This is a genomic window from Caulobacter sp. SLTY (assembly GCF_009905535.1).
In the GTDB taxonomy this organism is placed as follows: Bacteria; Pseudomonadota; Alphaproteobacteria; order Caulobacterales; family Caulobacteraceae; genus Caulobacter.
On sequence record NZ_JAAALA010000007.1, the window covers coordinates 124,264 to 138,108 of the forward strand.

15 protein-coding genes and 2 tRNA genes are annotated in these 13,845 nt (G+C 68.4%); 1 reads left to right on the forward strand and 16 read right to left on the reverse strand.

Annotation, left to right across the window (positions count from 1 at the left end; all coding sequences use genetic code 11):
- From GVN21_RS05935 to murA, 13 genes are all read right to left on the reverse strand, one after another.
- Positions 1-441: a biopolymer transporter ExbD gene (locus tag GVN21_RS05935; protein ID WP_166573804.1), complete on the reverse strand. Its 441-nt coding sequence runs from the start codon at positions 439-441 to the stop codon at positions 1-3.
- A gap of 5 nt (positions 442-446) precedes the next feature.
- Positions 447-1,334 carry a MotA/TolQ/ExbB proton channel family protein gene (locus GVN21_RS05940; protein WP_166573805.1) on the reverse strand — a complete coding sequence of 296 codons (888 nt, stop codon included), beginning with the start codon at positions 1,332-1,334 and terminating at the stop codon, positions 447-449.
- Positions 1,335-1,804: 470 nt separating this feature from the next.
- A tRNA-Phe gene (locus GVN21_RS05945) sits at positions 1,805-1,880 on the reverse strand.
- 84 nt (positions 1,881-1,964) lie between these two features.
- Positions 1,965-2,132: a DNA gyrase inhibitor YacG gene (yacG, locus tag GVN21_RS05950; protein ID WP_166573806.1), complete on the reverse strand. Its 168-nt coding sequence runs from the start codon at positions 2,130-2,132 to the stop codon at positions 1,965-1,967.
- Complete coding sequence (locus GVN21_RS05955; protein WP_166573807.1) at positions 2,129-3,172, reverse strand: ribonuclease E/G; 1,044 nt, start codon at positions 3,170-3,172, stop codon at positions 2,129-2,131. Before GVN21_RS05955 ends, yacG begins: the two co-directional genes overlap by 4 nt.
- Positions 3,169-3,762: a nucleoside triphosphate pyrophosphatase gene (locus GVN21_RS05960; RefSeq protein WP_166573808.1), complete on the reverse strand. Its 594-nt coding sequence runs from the start codon at positions 3,760-3,762 to the stop codon at positions 3,169-3,171. Before GVN21_RS05960 ends, GVN21_RS05955 begins: the two co-directional genes overlap by 4 nt.
- 5 nt (positions 3,763-3,767) lie before the next feature.
- Positions 3,768-3,986 carry a translation initiation factor IF-1 gene (gene infA, locus GVN21_RS05965; protein WP_166573809.1) on the reverse strand — a complete coding sequence of 73 codons (219 nt, stop codon included), beginning with the start codon at positions 3,984-3,986 and terminating at the stop codon, positions 3,768-3,770.
- 116 nt (positions 3,987-4,102) lie between these two features.
- The gene (locus tag GVN21_RS05970; RefSeq protein ID WP_166573810.1) at positions 4,103-4,579 is read right to left on the reverse strand and encodes a low molecular weight phosphatase family protein; all 477 of its coding nucleotides are present in this window, start codon (positions 4,577-4,579) and stop codon (positions 4,103-4,105) included.
- Positions 4,576-5,049, reverse strand: a complete 474-nt coding sequence (locus GVN21_RS05975; RefSeq protein WP_166573811.1) for a UPF0262 family protein — start codon at positions 5,047-5,049, stop codon at positions 4,576-4,578. Before GVN21_RS05975 ends, GVN21_RS05970 begins: the two co-directional genes overlap by 4 nt.
- A 19-nt stretch (positions 5,050-5,068) precedes the next feature.
- Positions 5,069-6,352, reverse strand: coding sequence for a histidinol dehydrogenase (gene hisD / locus GVN21_RS05980; protein WP_166573812.1), 1,284 nt, complete (start codon positions 6,350-6,352; stop codon positions 5,069-5,071).
- Between the two features lie 46 nt (positions 6,353-6,398).
- Positions 6,399-7,526, reverse strand: a complete 1,128-nt coding sequence (locus GVN21_RS05985) for an aspartyl protease family protein (protein WP_166573813.1) — start codon at positions 7,524-7,526, stop codon at positions 6,399-6,401.
- Between the two features lie 75 nt (positions 7,527-7,601).
- Positions 7,602-8,030 (reverse strand): DUF2948 family protein, encoded by a 429-nt coding sequence (locus GVN21_RS05990; protein ID WP_205689950.1) that lies wholly within the window; start codon positions 8,028-8,030, stop codon positions 7,602-7,604.
- A complete protein-coding gene (murA, locus tag GVN21_RS05995; RefSeq protein ID WP_166573815.1) occupies positions 8,027-9,313 on the reverse strand; it encodes a UDP-N-acetylglucosamine 1-carboxyvinyltransferase in 1,287 nt (428 codons plus the stop codon). The genes GVN21_RS05990 and murA overlap by 4 nt, the downstream gene beginning before the upstream one ends.
- A 342-nt stretch (positions 9,314-9,655) precedes the next feature.
- On the opposite strand from murA, the gene GVN21_RS06000 reads away from it, so the two are divergent.
- A tRNA-Thr gene (locus tag GVN21_RS06000) sits at positions 9,656-9,730 on the forward strand.
- A gap of 45 nt (positions 9,731-9,775) precedes the next feature.
- Here GVN21_RS06000 and GVN21_RS06005 read toward each other — a convergent pair.
- The 3 genes from GVN21_RS06005 to GVN21_RS06015 form a co-directional block, all read right to left on the reverse strand.
- On the reverse strand, positions 9,776-11,689 hold the full coding sequence (locus GVN21_RS06005; RefSeq protein ID WP_166573816.1) for a hypothetical protein: 1,914 nt from the start codon (positions 11,687-11,689) through the stop codon (positions 9,776-9,778).
- Positions 11,686-13,395: a molecular chaperone HscC gene (locus GVN21_RS06010; RefSeq protein ID WP_166573817.1), complete on the reverse strand. Its 1,710-nt coding sequence runs from the start codon at positions 13,393-13,395 to the stop codon at positions 11,686-11,688. Before GVN21_RS06010 ends, GVN21_RS06005 begins: the two co-directional genes overlap by 4 nt.
- Positions 13,396-13,466: 71 nt before the next feature.
- On the reverse strand, positions 13,467-13,832 hold the full coding sequence (locus GVN21_RS06015) for an EthD domain-containing protein (RefSeq protein ID WP_166573818.1): 366 nt from the start codon (positions 13,830-13,832) through the stop codon (positions 13,467-13,469).
- Positions 13,833-13,845: the final 13 nt, after the last annotated feature.

Genomic DNA, 13,845 nt, shown 5'->3' on the forward strand with positions numbered 1-13,845 from the left:
TTACCCACCCGCCGCGTCCTGGCCGATGAGGGCCACGCTGTAGAAGCCGTTGTCCTGCAGCGCGTTCATGACCTGCATGAAATCGCCGTAGCGGACTTCCTTGTCACCCCGGATGAAAATCCGTTCCTTGCTCGGGTCGCGTCGGCCAACCTGCTTGCGCAGATCGTCGCCAAGCGCGTCCGTCGAAGTGGCGAAGTCACCGATGAAGACGCTGCCGTCCTTCGTGATCGAAATGTAGATCGGCTTTGGCGGGTTCGGTCGAGGTTTGGCCACCGCGTCGGGCAACTTCACTTCAACCGAGACGGTCGCGAGCGGCGCCGCCACCATGAAGATGATCAGGAGAACCAGCATAACGTCCACGAAGGGCGTAACGTTGATCTCGCTGTTCTGTTCGACCTGGTACCTGTTGCCGCCGCCGGAGCCTGCGAGTTTGGCGGCCATGGACCCTATTTCCCCTTATCCAGATCACGCGAGATAGCGTTCATCAGTTCAGCGGTGAAGCCGTCCGTCCGCACGCCGAAGGCGGAGACTTGGGTTTGGAAGTAGTTGTAGAACACCACGGCCGGGATAGCGGCGAAGAGGCCGATACCGGTGGCGAGCAGCGCTTCGGCGATACCGGGAGCGACGACGGCCAGGTTGGTCGTGTTGGTGTTCGCGATACCGATGAACGAACGCATGATCCCGTAGACGGTGCCGAACAGACCGATGAACGGACCGGACGAACCGACGGAGGCCAGGAACTGCATGCCGCCCGAGAGGCGCTTGGAGAGGGTCGATTGCACGGCGCCGACCGCGGTCTGAGCGCGAGCGATGGTCGACTCACGGTGCGTACCGTGGATGTCGAGGCCAGCCTGACGGCTCAGCTCGACTTCGGAGGCGGCCGCGGCGGCCATGTCGGCCAGCGGGTTGCCTTCGAACTCTTCCGAGATGGCGATACGGCCCATGTCGTTGATCGACTTGGCGCCGCGGAAGGCTTCCACGAAGCGGTCCGACTTACGGCCCAGAGCGCCGAACTCGAACAGCTTGGTGATCAGCAGCACCCAGCTGAAGACCGAGGCCAGAACCAGGCCGATCATGACGACCTTCACGACGATGTCCGCTTCGAAGAACATCCCCATGATGGTCAGCTCGCCGGAATGGCCGCTGGCCTTCTCTTCGGCGGGGGCTTCGGCCGGAGCCGGGGCCGGAGCCGGGGTAGCGGCGGCCGGAGCCGCGGTGGTGGCTTCGGCCGGAGCCGGCGTAGCGGCCTCCTGGGCGAAAGCGGGGGCGGTCGCCATCAGCGCCACGGCGCCGATCATAGCGATGAGGGGGGTCTTTCGTTTGTTGTCGAGCATCTTTCGCCAGTTCCTGCTTGGTCTAGCACTTATTGGACCGAAGGGTCGTCGCGCGAGCGTCTACCCTAGACTAAATGTTGCCCAAGCGCGATCCGAATGGACCTGCCCGAGACGCTTCGCTGCGCCCGACCCGCGACACCGGCCATCAGCCCTGCGGGCGTAAGACGGCGTTTCGAAGGCGCATGGAAAACACGAGGTATGGAAACCCCGTATCCTCACCACCAAGTTAGACTTGGCGCAGTGGCCCTTTGGCAACCCCTTTCTGCATCGTCAAGGGTCCATCTGCACATGAATGTTCCACGAAACCTCCCGTTCCGGCACATAATGCTGCGATGCAGCATAGAGAATGCCTGACCGTTCGAAGGATTTTCCCTTTCCGAGGGAAAGTGCATGCTGCATCGCAACAAAACCGTCGAACGACGTTTGTCGATTGGCAGGATTTTTGGACGTTTCGCGCGAGAAGCGAGGAATGGTGCCTGAGGGCGGATTCGAACCACCGACACGCGGATTTTCAATCCGCTGCTCTACCAACTGAGCTACTCAGGCAATGGACCGCGAAACGGGCCGCCCTCGCGGGAGACGGGGTCTATAGAAGAGCCGTCCCGGCAAGTCCAGCGCGGTTTTCGCCGATTATTCCTCGGGGTCCTGTTCGTCCGCGTCCGGCTCGTCCTCCATGCCGGGGATCGCATAGGCGCCCGACAGCCAGCGGTGCAGGTCGACGTCGGCGCAGCGCTTCGAACAGAAGGGTCGAAAGGCCTCTTCCGTCGGCTTGCCGCAGTTTGGGCAGGCCCTGCTCATCGCGCGGTCACCTCCAGCCGATCGGTGGGCCAGCCGGGCCGGTCCTCCAGCGCGAAGCGGGCGCCGAGGCGGTCGGTCATGCGAGGAGCGAGGGGCTTGAACGCCTCGGCTACGGCTGGGGCGCAGGCGGCCGTCAGCCGTCCGCCGGGGCTAGTTCGCCCTTCCCGCTCCAGCATCCGGGCCAGGCGCAGGGCGCCGCTCTGGGCGGTCAGCCCGCCGGCGGGGCCGAGCAGGCGCTCCAGCACCGGCGCGCGGCGGCGCGGCAGGGTCAGTTCCACGGTACCGAACCGGCTGATGGGACCAATGGCAACGCCAGGGTTGTCCGGCCCGAAAGCGGTGCGGATGGCCGACAGGATCGCGTTGGCGTCGTGGCCGCGCCCAGCCAGGTCGATAACGATCAGCCCGCCGATCCCCTTGAGACGCAGCAACCGGGCCGCGGACGTGACGGCGGCAAGGTTGGCGGCACGCGCAACTCGCTTCGAATCGCCGCCGGTGCGTTCGCCGGTGTCGATATCGATGGCGGTCAGGGCGCGGGTCGGCTCAATGGCCAGGCTGCCGCCCCCGGGGAGCGGGTGGACGGCCGCGAGCGCCTCGGCCTCGGCCTCATCGGCGGCGTCGCGGGCTGCGGCGCCGATCTGCATGGTGTCGACCTTGGCCAGGGCCTTGAGCTCTTCCTCCAGGGCGGGGCCGGCCCCGGTCAGCCTGGGATCACCGCTCGCCTCCCCGAGCAACCACGCCGTGGCCAGCTTGCCGCGCCGAGCCTCGCCGCGAATCTCGACCTCCACGGCCGCGCCGCGCACGGGGCGAGGGGCGTCAGCCCGCAGGGGGAGCATGGCTTCGGCGCCGTCCGGCAGGTCGAGGAAGGCGGCAGCGAAGGCGGCCTCCACCGTCCGGACCCGCGCCACGCTGCGGGCGCCGAGCCGTAAGGCCGGCGAATCGCCGTCGCGCTCGATCAACAGGCGCTCGGGACGGCCATCGAGAAGGATGACGCCGCGGCGCTCGCCGACGCTGGTGTCGAGGAAGGCTTCGCGGCGGCTCACGCAAGCGTCTCCGGAGCGCGCCAGCCCAGGCCGTTCAAGAGCGCCAGAGTCTCATAGAGCGGCAAGCCGACGACGCCGGTGAAGCTGCCCTGCAGGGAGGTCACGAAGGCCCCTGCCCTCTGGTGGATCTTGTAGCCGCCGGCGGCGTCCTCCCAGTCCCGGGAGGCGATGAACCCGTCCAGCTCGGCCTCGGTGAGGCGCTTGAAAGTGATGCGGGTCTCGACCACCCGGCCCGACGCCCGTCCGCCAGGCGCGACCACGGCGACGCCGGTCATCACCCGGTGGCTGCGACCGGACAGCAGCGATAGCATGCGCCGCGCCTCCGCCTCGTCGGCAGGCTTGTTCAGCACCCGGCGCCCCACCGCCACCAGGGTGTCGGAGCCGAGCACGAAGGCGTCCGGATGGCGGGCGGCCACCGCCGCCGCCTTCTCCTGGGCCAGGCGCAGGGCGAGCCGACGGGGCGTCTCGTCCTTGCCGGGCGTCTCGTCGATGTCGGAGGGATCGACCAGGTCTGGGTCCACACCCGCCTGTCTCAGCAGTTGGAGACGGCGGGGGCTGGCGCTGGCCAGCACCAGTCGGGGCCTGGCCACAGCGCTTACTTGAAGCGGTAGGTGATACGGCCCTTGGTCAGGTCGTAGGGCGTCATTTCGACGAGGACCTTGTCCCCGGCCAGCACGCGGATGCGGTTCTTGCGCATCTTGCCGGCGGTGTGGGCGATGATTTCGTGATTGTTCTCAAGCGTCACGCGGAACGTCGCGTTGGGCAGCAGCTCGCTGACGGTGCCCGGAAACTCAAGCAGTTCTTCCTTAGCCATACGGCCTCTCAGTAGGTCATTCCGCAAAGCAACACGGCCCGCGCACACGATTCGGAGCGCGAGCCGTGGCTCGATGGCGCGCCTTATAACGCATACGGGGGCGAAAGGTCGATGCTCTAACCGCCGGCGGTCGTAACCCGCCCGAACCGCCGCCTGATGCGGCCATAGAGTTCGTCGCGGACCTGGCGATAGGCGTCCAGCATCTGCTCGCGCGAGCCGGTGGCCAGGGTGGGGTCGAAGGTCGGCCAGTATTCGATGTCGACCGCCCTGCCCCGCGACAACTCCACCGCCCGGTGCTGGGCCTCTGCGGTCAGGGAGATGACCACGTCGAAGCTGTCGTCCTCCAGCATGTCGAAGGTCTTGGGACGGTGACCGGCGGCGTCGATTCCCAGTTCCTCGAGCACGGTGGCGGCGAAGGGATCCATGCCGGCCTCCTCCGGGTCGGCGCGCAGGCCGCAGCTATCGACGAAGATGACCTTGCCGTAGGCCAGCTTCATCAGCGCCTCGGCCATGGGCGAACGCACCCGGTTGAAATTGCAGGCGAACAGCACCGCCCCCGGCGTCGCGTCGAAAGCGTCCTTGGGGGCGCTCATCCCTTCCAATGCAGGGCGCAGATCAGGGTGAAGAGGCGCCGGGCGGTGTCGAGGTCGGTCTTCACCTTGCCCTCGAGCCGCGCCTGCAGCAGCGTGCTGCCCTCGTTGTGCAGGCCCCGGCGGCCCATGTCCAAGGCCTCGATCTGAGAGGGCGTGGAATTGCGGATGGCCGCGTAATAGCTCTCGCAGATCATGAAATAGTCGCGGATCACTGTCTTGAATGGCGACAGGGACAGCAGATGCGTCTGCGCGTACCCCGGGCCGGCGATCTGCATCGCCAGCCGGTTCTCGACCAAGGCGATCTTGACGTCATAGGGGCCTTGGTCCGCGCCGGCCGGCTCGAAATAGTTCTCTTCCAGCAGGTCGAAGATGGCGACCTGCCGCTCCTGTTCCTGGTCTCGCGAGGCGGCCGACAGGGACTCCTCGTCGAGCTCGATGCTCTGCAGGCGGTGGGTAGCTCTATCGGTCACGTCGACAGGATAGCGGGGTTCAGCCGCGCGGCAACCGCAAGGCCGCCGACAGGGCGTGGGCCGGCAGTCCTTCGGCCTCGGCCAGGGCGACGGTGTGTGGTCCCAGGCGCGCGAAGGCGGCCGCGTCGGCCTTGATGATCGAGGTGCGTTTGAGGAAGTCGAAGATCGACAGGCCAGACTGGAACCGCGCCGCCCGGCTGGTCGGCAGCACGTGATTGGAGCCGGCGACATAATCGCCGAGCGCCTCCGGCGTGAACCGGCCGAGGAAGATGGCCCCCGCGTGCCGAACCTGGTCGGCCAGGGAATCGGGATCGGCGGTGCAGAATTCGACGTGCTCGGGCGCGATGCGATCGACCAGGCCGGGACTGGCCGATAGTGGGGCGATGATCACCGCCCCATGGTCGCGCCAGCTGGCGGCGGCGTCCTCGCCCGTGGCCAGCTCACGCATGCGCCGGCCGATAGCGGCCTCTACCGCCTCGGCCAGGCCTTCGTCGTCGGTGATCAGGATCGACTGGGCGGCCGGGTCGTGCTCGGCTTGGGAGAGCAGGTCGCCGGCGATCCACTCGGCGTCATTGTCCCCGTCGGCGACCACGACGATCTCGGACGGCCCGGCCAGGGCGTCGAGGCCGACCACCCCGTAGAGCCGCCGCTTGGCTGCGGTGACGAAGGCGTTGCCCGGCCCGACGATCTTGTCCACCGGCCGGATAGGACCGGCGCCATAGGCCAGCGCCGCCACCGCCTGGGCCCCGCCGACCCGCCAGATCTCGGTGACGCCGGCTTCATGGGCGGCGGCCAGCACTGCGGGCTCGAGCCGTCCTGGCGGCGTGACCATGGCGATGCGGTCCACCCCGGCCACCTGGGCCGGCACGCAATTCATCAGCACCGTCGAGGGATAGGCGGCGCGCCCGCCGGGGACATACACCCCAACGCTCTCCAGCGGCCCCCAGCGCCAGCCGAGCTCGACCCCGGCCTCGTCAGTCCAGCGTTGGTCGGCAGGGACCTGGCGTTCGTGATAGGCGCGGATGCGGGCGGCGGCAAAGGCGATGGCTTCCCTGACCGCCGGCTCGCAGGCGGCGACGCCCTCGGCGATCTCCTCCGGCGACACGCGGATGGTTTCGGCGGTTAGATCGGCCCGATCGAACCGCCGGCCGAACTCCAGCACGGCGTCCAGGCCGCGAGCCTTCACCTCGGCCAGAATCTCCGCGGCCGCCGCGTCCACATCGGCCGGCTGCCCGCGCCGCTCATCGAGGAAGGCGGCGAAGGCGGATTCGAAGTCGGGGTCGTCGTGGCGAAAGCGGCGCATGGCGCTCACTTGGCGCCTTTGACCGCCAGATCAAGGCATTTCGACCTCAGAGATAATCGGCCGGCGTCAGGTTGACGGTCCGAACACCCGTCGCGTCCCTGACCTCCAGGCTGCTCGGGCTCCCGTTGACCCGCGCCAGCAGGGCGCCGAAGGTGGAGTTTCCGGTGATCCGGTCGCCGGGCTTGAGGCCCGCCGCCGCGCCGGGGCTGCCCGGCGAAACCAGGCGTACCTTGGCGCCGCCCCTGTCCTCGTCGAGCCAAAGTCCGGTGCGGCTGAGCGGCTCGAACCCGGTATCCCGGCCGTTGCGCCGGACAAACAGCTTCCGCCGCTTGGTGTCTACCGACAGGTTCATCCGCTGGATCGCCGGCAGGCCCAGGATACCCTCGTAATCGGCGAAATTGACGGCCTTGTCCGGCCGCACCGTCACCAGGGGACTGTCGAGCCCGACGGGTCCGACATCCAGGCGCGCCGCCCGGACGGTCCGACCGGGATCGGCGCCCAGCCCGCCAATGCCGATCAGCGGCGTGGGGGAGAAGGGCTTGTCCGCCGCCCACAGGCCCAGACGGCGACCGACGTCATGGCGCAGACTGACCGCCCGGGGGGCGCCGGTATCGACAATCAGCCGCACCGGCTGGCCATTCACCTTCACCGTGGCGGAGATCAGATGGGAGCCATTGACGTCCGGCAGGTCGTCGATGCTGGATTCGATCTCGGTATAGCCCGCGCGGTCGGCCAGGCCGTCGGGATGCACCCGCCATTCCAGCCGGTCGAAATCGAGTTCGCTGTCGGCGCTGGTAATCAGGCCGGCCCCCAGCAGCCCATCGCCGCCGCGCAGCTCGCTGCTGAGACCGAAGAGGCCGATCTCCGGCTGGCCCACGGCCCCGCCGAACACCGCATCCCGGGCCACGTAAAGCGGGAAGACCTTTCCGGCCAGCCGCACGTCCCGGACCTTCTTGAGGCCCAGCTTGGTCGCCAGGGTGGGCGAGATGCCGCTGACGACCGCGCCGGTGTCCATGACGAAGTTGAACGGACCCTTGCCGCCCAGCGTGGTGTCGATGTTCACACGGCCGTTCTCCAGCCGGATCTTGCCCACCGCGACCCGCGACTGGGCCAGGACGGGGCCCGATACGCTGACGGCCAGCCCTCCCGCCAACACGCCTCGTCGAGAAATCATACGCCGCACTCCATACGCTTATGCTCATTATGAGCGCGGTGGTGTGACGAGTTCAATCGCGGCGACGACCGGACATCAGTCCTCGTGCGCCGGTCGCCGCGGCGTGGGCCAGGGCGCCGAGACGTCGGCCAGGGCGGCGTCCAGGCATTCGACCTCGGCGCGCAGCTCGCCGCCGCCGGCGAAGGTCAGCACCACGACGCCCCCGGGCGCCTCGCCGGGTTCGAAGGTGACGCCCAACAAGGACAGGACCGCATCACGCGCCTCACGGCGCAGGCGGCGACTTTGGACCCGCATCACCCCGCCGAGCTGAAGGCCGCTGCGGATCCGCTCGCCCCCCTTCCCTTCCCAACGGAAGCGGTTGAAGCCGATGGTCAGCCGCCGAGCGGCCGGCTCGTAGGAAATGTCGCCGATCTTGGTGACCGCGTCCTGCAGGGCGGCCGAGATCACCGCCAGGTCGTCGGCGTCCTCGGCGAGCAGTTTCAGTCCAGGGGCCGGATCGCTCATTCCTCGAAACCGTCGCCCTTGATCCGGCGGACGTTGGCGCCGCACGCGTTGAGCTTGTCTTCCAGCCGCTCGAACCCGCGATCCAGGTGATAGACCCGGCTGACCGTGGTCTCGCCCCTCGCCACCAGGCCGGCGATCACCAGGCCACTGGAGGCCCGCAGGTCCGTCGCCATGACCGGCGCGCCCTCCAGCCGCTCGACCCCGCGCACCCGCGCCTCGCCGCCGGAGACGGTGATGTCGGCGCCCAGCCGGATCAGTTCCGGGGCGTGCATGAAGCGGTTCTCGAAGATGGTCTCGCGGATGACGCTTTCGCCCTCGGCCAGGGTCATCAGGGTCATGAACTGCGCCTGCAGGTCGGTGGCGAAGCCGGGATATGGGGCCGTGTCGACGTCCACCGCCTTCAGCCGCGCGCCGTTGCGCTTGATCACCACCCCGTCATTGGTGCGGGTGACGCCGACGCCGGCCTCCTCCAGCTTGACCAGCAGCGCCTCGATCAGGTCGGCGCGGGTGTTGGTCAGCCGCACCTCGCCGCCGGCCATGGCGGCGGCCACGGCGTAGGTCCCGGCCTCGATCCGGTCGGTGATCACCGCATGGGTGGCGCCGGACAGCGATTTCACGCCGACGATTCGGATCACCGGGGTGCCCGCGCCGCTGACCTCCGCGCCCATGGCGTTGAGGCAGTCGGCCAGATCCTCGATCTCCGGCTCGCAGGCGGCGTTGGACAGGATGGTTTCGCCCCTGGCCAGCACCGCGGCCAGCATGGCGTGTTCGGTCGCCCCGACCGATACGATCGGGAAGTCGATTTCCGCCCCGCGCAGGCCGCGCGGCGCCTGGGCATAGACATAGCCTTCATGCAGGTCGATCTGGGCGCCCAGGGCCTCGATGGCCTTCAGGTGGAGGTCCACCGGCCGGCCGCCGATGGCGCAGCCGCCCGGCAGCGAGACCTTGGCCTGGCCGTTGCGGGCCACCAGCGGGCCCAGCACGTTGAAGCTGGCCCGCATCTGACGGACCAATTCATAGGGCGCGAAGTGGCTGCGGATCGTCGGGGTGTGCAGTACCGATTCCGGGCCGTCCGGTCCGTCGCCTTCGACGATCTGGGTCCCCAGGTGGCTCAGCAGCTGGCCGAGGAACCGGGTGTCGCGCAGGCGCGGCATGTTGGTCAGCCGTAGCGGCTCGTCGGTGAGCAGGCTGGCCACCATCAGCTTGATGGCCGAGTTCTTGGCGCCGCTGATCGGAATTTCGCCGTTCAGCTTGGCGCCGCCCGTGATGGCAATGCTGTCCATCCAGTCCCTCGAAGTCGCGCCGGACAAGCGGCGCATGATCTGTGGTCGGCGTCATAGCGAGCGCAAGCCCCCCGCGCCACCAGGGCCTCTCACTTCCCCGTCAGCTTTCGGTCGGGGGCTTTGGCTTTTCCTGTGCAGGGCTCCGCGCCGCCGCCTTGCGCCGCCTTAGATTGGCGCGGAGCGCGGCCGCGAGCCGGGCTTCCTTTTCGACCTTGTCATCGGCGGATGTGGGGGGCGGTTTGGCCATGCGAAGAGGGGAGCGTTGCGACCTTTTGCGGTCAAGCCGATTTTTCCCTTTGCGCGCCCGCCGACTTTCGCTACTAGGCCCCCCTCACCTGGCCCGCCGCCGTAGCTCAGTGGTAGAGCGCATCCTTGGTAAGGCTGAGGTCGGCAGTTCAATCCTGCCCGGCGGCACCAGGTTGTTTCCCAAAAAAGCAAGCGCGCCCCTACGGGGCTCCGGCCCTACGGGATATTTCCGAACCGAATCTTCACCCGCCCGGGATGCGCCAGCTTCCGGTCGCGGGCGGCGGCGTACCCTAGAGCGATCAGCCAGCCGCTGAGCAGCCAGACGCCGTTGATCCGCAGCGCCCCATCCAGCCACAGCGTCAGCATCGGCAGGAACATCCACAGCACGCCCAGCAGCGGAATCATGATCCCCGCCCGGTGGCGCATGCCATCCTCGGTCAGCACGGCGTCGGCGACCGGCTCAACGATGGCCAGCAGCGCGACCAGAACAGCTAACCAAGCCTGGGCTGACGTGCTTCCGAAACCGGCGACCAGGATCATCGCCGCGATCACGCCGATGGCGATCGGCGGATAGAGGCGCAGACGGCGGGCCGGGGCGATGGCCGAGATCCTGGCCTTCAGGCCGCCCAGGCCATCCGTGAAGGCGAGGAGAGCGGCGACCGCGCCGAGGGTCAGGGGCAGCCATTGGTCGAGAGGGATGGCGATGGGCAGGAAGGCCCAGAACGTGGCCAGATAAACATTGCGCAGGATCAATCGGCCGAGCTGTTCGCCCGGTCCTTCGAGCGCCAGGTTCATGGCGCGGGCGCTGGCCGCGCTGGTGTCCCGTTCGCCGACGATCTTGGCCCAGACCACGGCGGCGAGGCCGAGGACCGCAACGGGGACCATCGCCGCCCATTCCCTGACCCCCAGGCTGACCAGCGCAGCCGCGACCAGCGGCGCAGTCAACGCGAGCGGCGCCCAGCCCCAGCGGATCCAGGGCGGCGCCGTGGCCTGCCAGGAGGCCAGCCAGCGGCTCCTGGGCCGGATGACGCCGTGGAAGATCCCAAGCCCGATCGCCACCGAGCAGACCAGGGTGCCGGCCAGCAACAGGAGAGCAATCTGGGGCGGGACGGCCTGTTCGCCGAGTGAGGCCAGCCAAAGCCATAGGCCAACCGGCGGAACCAGAGCCAGAAGGATGGCCCCGGTTCCGAGCCGAGGCCGGTCCGGCGCCCCGTCCCACCAGGCCACGGACTCCGCGTCGAGGTTCTGCATCAGGCCCGGTCGCTCGGTGCGGATGGCCTTGAGCACCTCGGCAACGTCTTTGGCCAGGCCCGGCCACAGGATCCAGCGCAAGGTGATCAGGCGAGTCGGTCGGCTCATCAGCGCGCGGGCGGCATTCTGGTATCGCGCGCCCTTCCGCAGCAGGTCACGGAGCTTGGTCAGATCCTCGTCGCGGGCCAGGGCCCCGTCACCGATCTGGCACCTTGGATTGTCAGCGTCGCGACGCCAGTTGAAGTGTTTGATCGCCAGCGGGATCAGGGCGTCGGCGTTGGGCAGGTTTGACAGCAGGACGTTCTCGATCCAGCCCTCGACCCCCGCCGCCAGGTCCAGGTTCTGCAGCGCCGGCATGTTCAGCACCCGGCTCAGCTGGCGCACCGCGGCGGTCTCATCAAAGGGCTGTGCCTGCAGCAGCCGTTCAAGTGTCTCGGCCGCCTCGCGCAGCGCCTGGCTCTCCCGCTCCAGTTCTCGGGCCAGCAGTTCCTCTTCCAGAGAGCGGGCCTTCACTTCGGGCTCAACCGGCGCCGGCGCCGGAGAGCGGATCAGCGGCTCCGGCCGCTCGCGCCGCGGCTGGGGGGCGTGCGGCGCCCCGTCCGGGCGGAACGCCACGGGCGGCGAATCCCCGGCGAATTCGAAGTCCTCCTCTGAGTCTTCATCTTCGTCACCGCCCTCCTCCGCCGCGAACAGGGCCTGGCGGCGGCGGTGCTCGGCGTACCATAGCGCCTGGTCATAGGCTTCGCGCAGGGCCTGGAAGCCCTTTGGATCATCTTCCGGCTGGGTGACCTTCAGCCGGCGGGCATAGGCGCGGCGGATAGCCGTGGGGTCGTCCGTCGCCTCGATCTGCAGCACATCCCAGACGCCGGGCCGGCTCACAGCCAGGTCTCGCCTTCCAGCATGTCGAGCGCCGCCAGCAGTTCGCCGCGCGCCGCTTCGATGGCGCGGGGATCCTGGGCGTCCAGCACCGCTTCGAAGGTGCGGATCATGAAACCGATCCGATCGCGGGTGTCGCCGAGGAACTTCTCATAGCAACGCTCGCCCCTGGCCAGGGCCGCGCGGTTGGCATCGGCTTCACGGGGGTGATGTTTCAGCGCCGCCAGCGCCGCTCGGCGCTTCTCGAAGTCGGGCGCCTTGGCGGTTTCCTCGTCAATGATCACCAGCTCGCGGCGATCCCCGGTCTTGGGCACATGGACGTCCACCTCCAGCAGGCCGTTGATGTCGTAGCTGAACCGCACCTCGACCGCGATCTCGCCGCGCTTTCCGGGCGGCACCTTGATGTCCAGCTCGCCCAGTTTGACGTTCTCGGCCACCTGCCGCGCCTCGCCCTGGTAGACCTTCATCCGCACGGAGGTCTGGTTGTCGGCCATGGTGTAGTAGGTGTTCACCCGGCTTGCCGGAATGATGGTGTTGCGCTCCAAGATCGGCGAGAAAATGCCGTCCCGCACAGTGCCATCCCGCCGCTCCTCGGCGATCTCCACCCCCATGCTGTAGGGGCAGACGTCGGTCAGCACGACCTCCTTCAGCGCCGCGTCCCGCGCCTTCAGACCGGCCTGCACCGCCGCACCCAGCGCCACCGCCTCGTCCGGGTTGATCCGGTTGGCAGGGAACCGGCCGAACATGCGCGTGACGGCCTTGCGCACCAGGGGCATGCGGGTGGCCCCGCCGACCATGATGATCTCGCCCAGGTCCGCCGCCTGGATGGTGCTGTCGCGAAGCGCCCGCAGAACCGGCTCGCGCAGCCGGTCGAGAAGCGCCGCGCAGCGGGTCTCGAATTCCTCGGCGCTGACCGTCCATTCGTGCGACTTGCCGCCCCAGGTGACGGACATGGTCGCCTGGGGATCGTTGGACAGCGCCCGGCGGGCCCGCTCGGCCGCCTCGCGGATGCGCTCGCCGACCAGTGCCGCTTCGGGATCGGACCAGCTGGGCAGGTCCTTCTCGCGAGCCTCCTTGAAGCCGGCGGCCAGCACCTCATTGAAGTCCTCCCCGCCCAGCCGGTTGTCGCCGGTCGAGGCCCGCACCTCGATGATCCCCTCGAAAATCTCCAGGATGGAGACGTCGAAGGTGCCGCCCCCGAGGTCGAAGATAAGGAAACGGGTCTCGGCCTCCAGTTCATGGATGCCGTAGGCCAGGGCCGCCGCGGTCGGCTCATTGATCAGCCGCTCGACCTTCAGCCCCGCCAGTTCCCCGGCCTTGCGGGTGGCCTTGCGCTGGCGGTCGTTGAAATAGGCCGGCACGGTGATCACCGCCTCGGTGACCTCCTGGCCGAGATAGGCCTCCGCATCGTCCTTCAGGCTGCGCAGCACCATCGCCGACAGCTCCTCGGGCTGGTAGCTGTTCCGACCCAGGGTGGTGCTGCGCTTGGAGCCCATGTAGCGCTTGAAGACGGTGGCGGTCAGGTTCGGGTGGGTGCTCATCCGCTCGCGCGCCGCCAGCCCGACCATGATCTCGCCGGTCTTCTCGTCGACGCTGACCGCCGAAGGAGTCAGCCGGTGGCCCAGGCTGTTGGGAATCAGCTCCGCCTGGCCGTCGCGCCAGACCGCCACCGCCGAGTTGGTGGTGCCCAGATCGATACCGATGATCACGTCGGAAACGCCCCCGCTACTTGTCGGCTGTTTCTAGCATCGGACAGGCCGGGCGCGGCAAGACCTGGCGTTCAGCGCGCGACGATCTCATGCTCCTGCACCAGGAAGATCGGCGATCTGGCCAGGTCGATGAACCGCTTCTCGTCCTCCAGCAGCTCCAGGCCGGCCGTGCGGGCGGCGGGATCGCTGTTGGCCAGGTCTTCCATGCGGTCCCACCACAGCTCCGCCACGCCGTCATAGGCCGGTGGCCCGGCCCGACTGGCGGCCAGGGCCGCAAAGGCCTCATCCGGAAGCGTATGGCTCTGGACGTAGCGCCGGATGCGCAGCAGCTCCGCCCGCTCGGCGACCAGCGGCGCGTGCACCTCGCGCCAATAGGTCTGGAATTCCGCCCGCGTCAGGTGCGGCAAGCGGGTCAGGCAGAAGGTAATCTTTATCATGCGCGTCTCTCCC

Coding starts and splice junctions, on each gene's coding strand:
- GVN21_RS05935 (WP_166573804.1), bottom strand. CDS start 441: ATGGCCGCCAAACTCGCAGGCTCCGGCGGCGGCAACAGGTACCAGGTC.
- GVN21_RS05940 (WP_166573805.1), bottom strand. CDS start 1,334: ATGCTCGACAACAAACGAAAGACCCCCCTCATCGCTATGATCGGCGCC.
- yacG (WP_166573806.1), bottom strand. CDS start 2,132: ATGAGCAGGGCCTGCCCAAACTGCGGCAAGCCGACGGAAGAGGCCTTT.
- infA (WP_166573809.1), bottom strand. CDS start 3,986: ATGGCTAAGGAAGAACTGCTTGAGTTTCCGGGCACCGTCAGCGAGCTG.
- GVN21_RS05970 (WP_166573810.1), bottom strand. CDS start 4,579: ATGAGCGCCCCCAAGGACGCTTTCGACGCGACGCCGGGGGCGGTGCTG.
- hisD (WP_166573812.1), bottom strand. CDS start 6,352: ATGCGCCGCTTTCGCCACGACGACCCCGACTTCGAATCCGCCTTCGCC.
- GVN21_RS05985 (WP_166573813.1), bottom strand. CDS start 7,526: ATGATTTCTCGACGAGGCGTGTTGGCGGGAGGGCTGGCCGTCAGCGTA.
- GVN21_RS05990 (WP_205689950.1), bottom strand. CDS start 8,030: ATGAGCGATCCGGCCCCTGGACTGAAACTGCTCGCCGAGGACGCCGAC.
- murA (WP_166573815.1), bottom strand. CDS start 9,313: ATGGACAGCATTGCCATCACGGGCGGCGCCAAGCTGAACGGCGAAATT.
- GVN21_RS06015 (WP_166573818.1), bottom strand. CDS start 13,832: ATGATAAAGATTACCTTCTGCCTGACCCGCTTGCCGCACCTGACGCGG.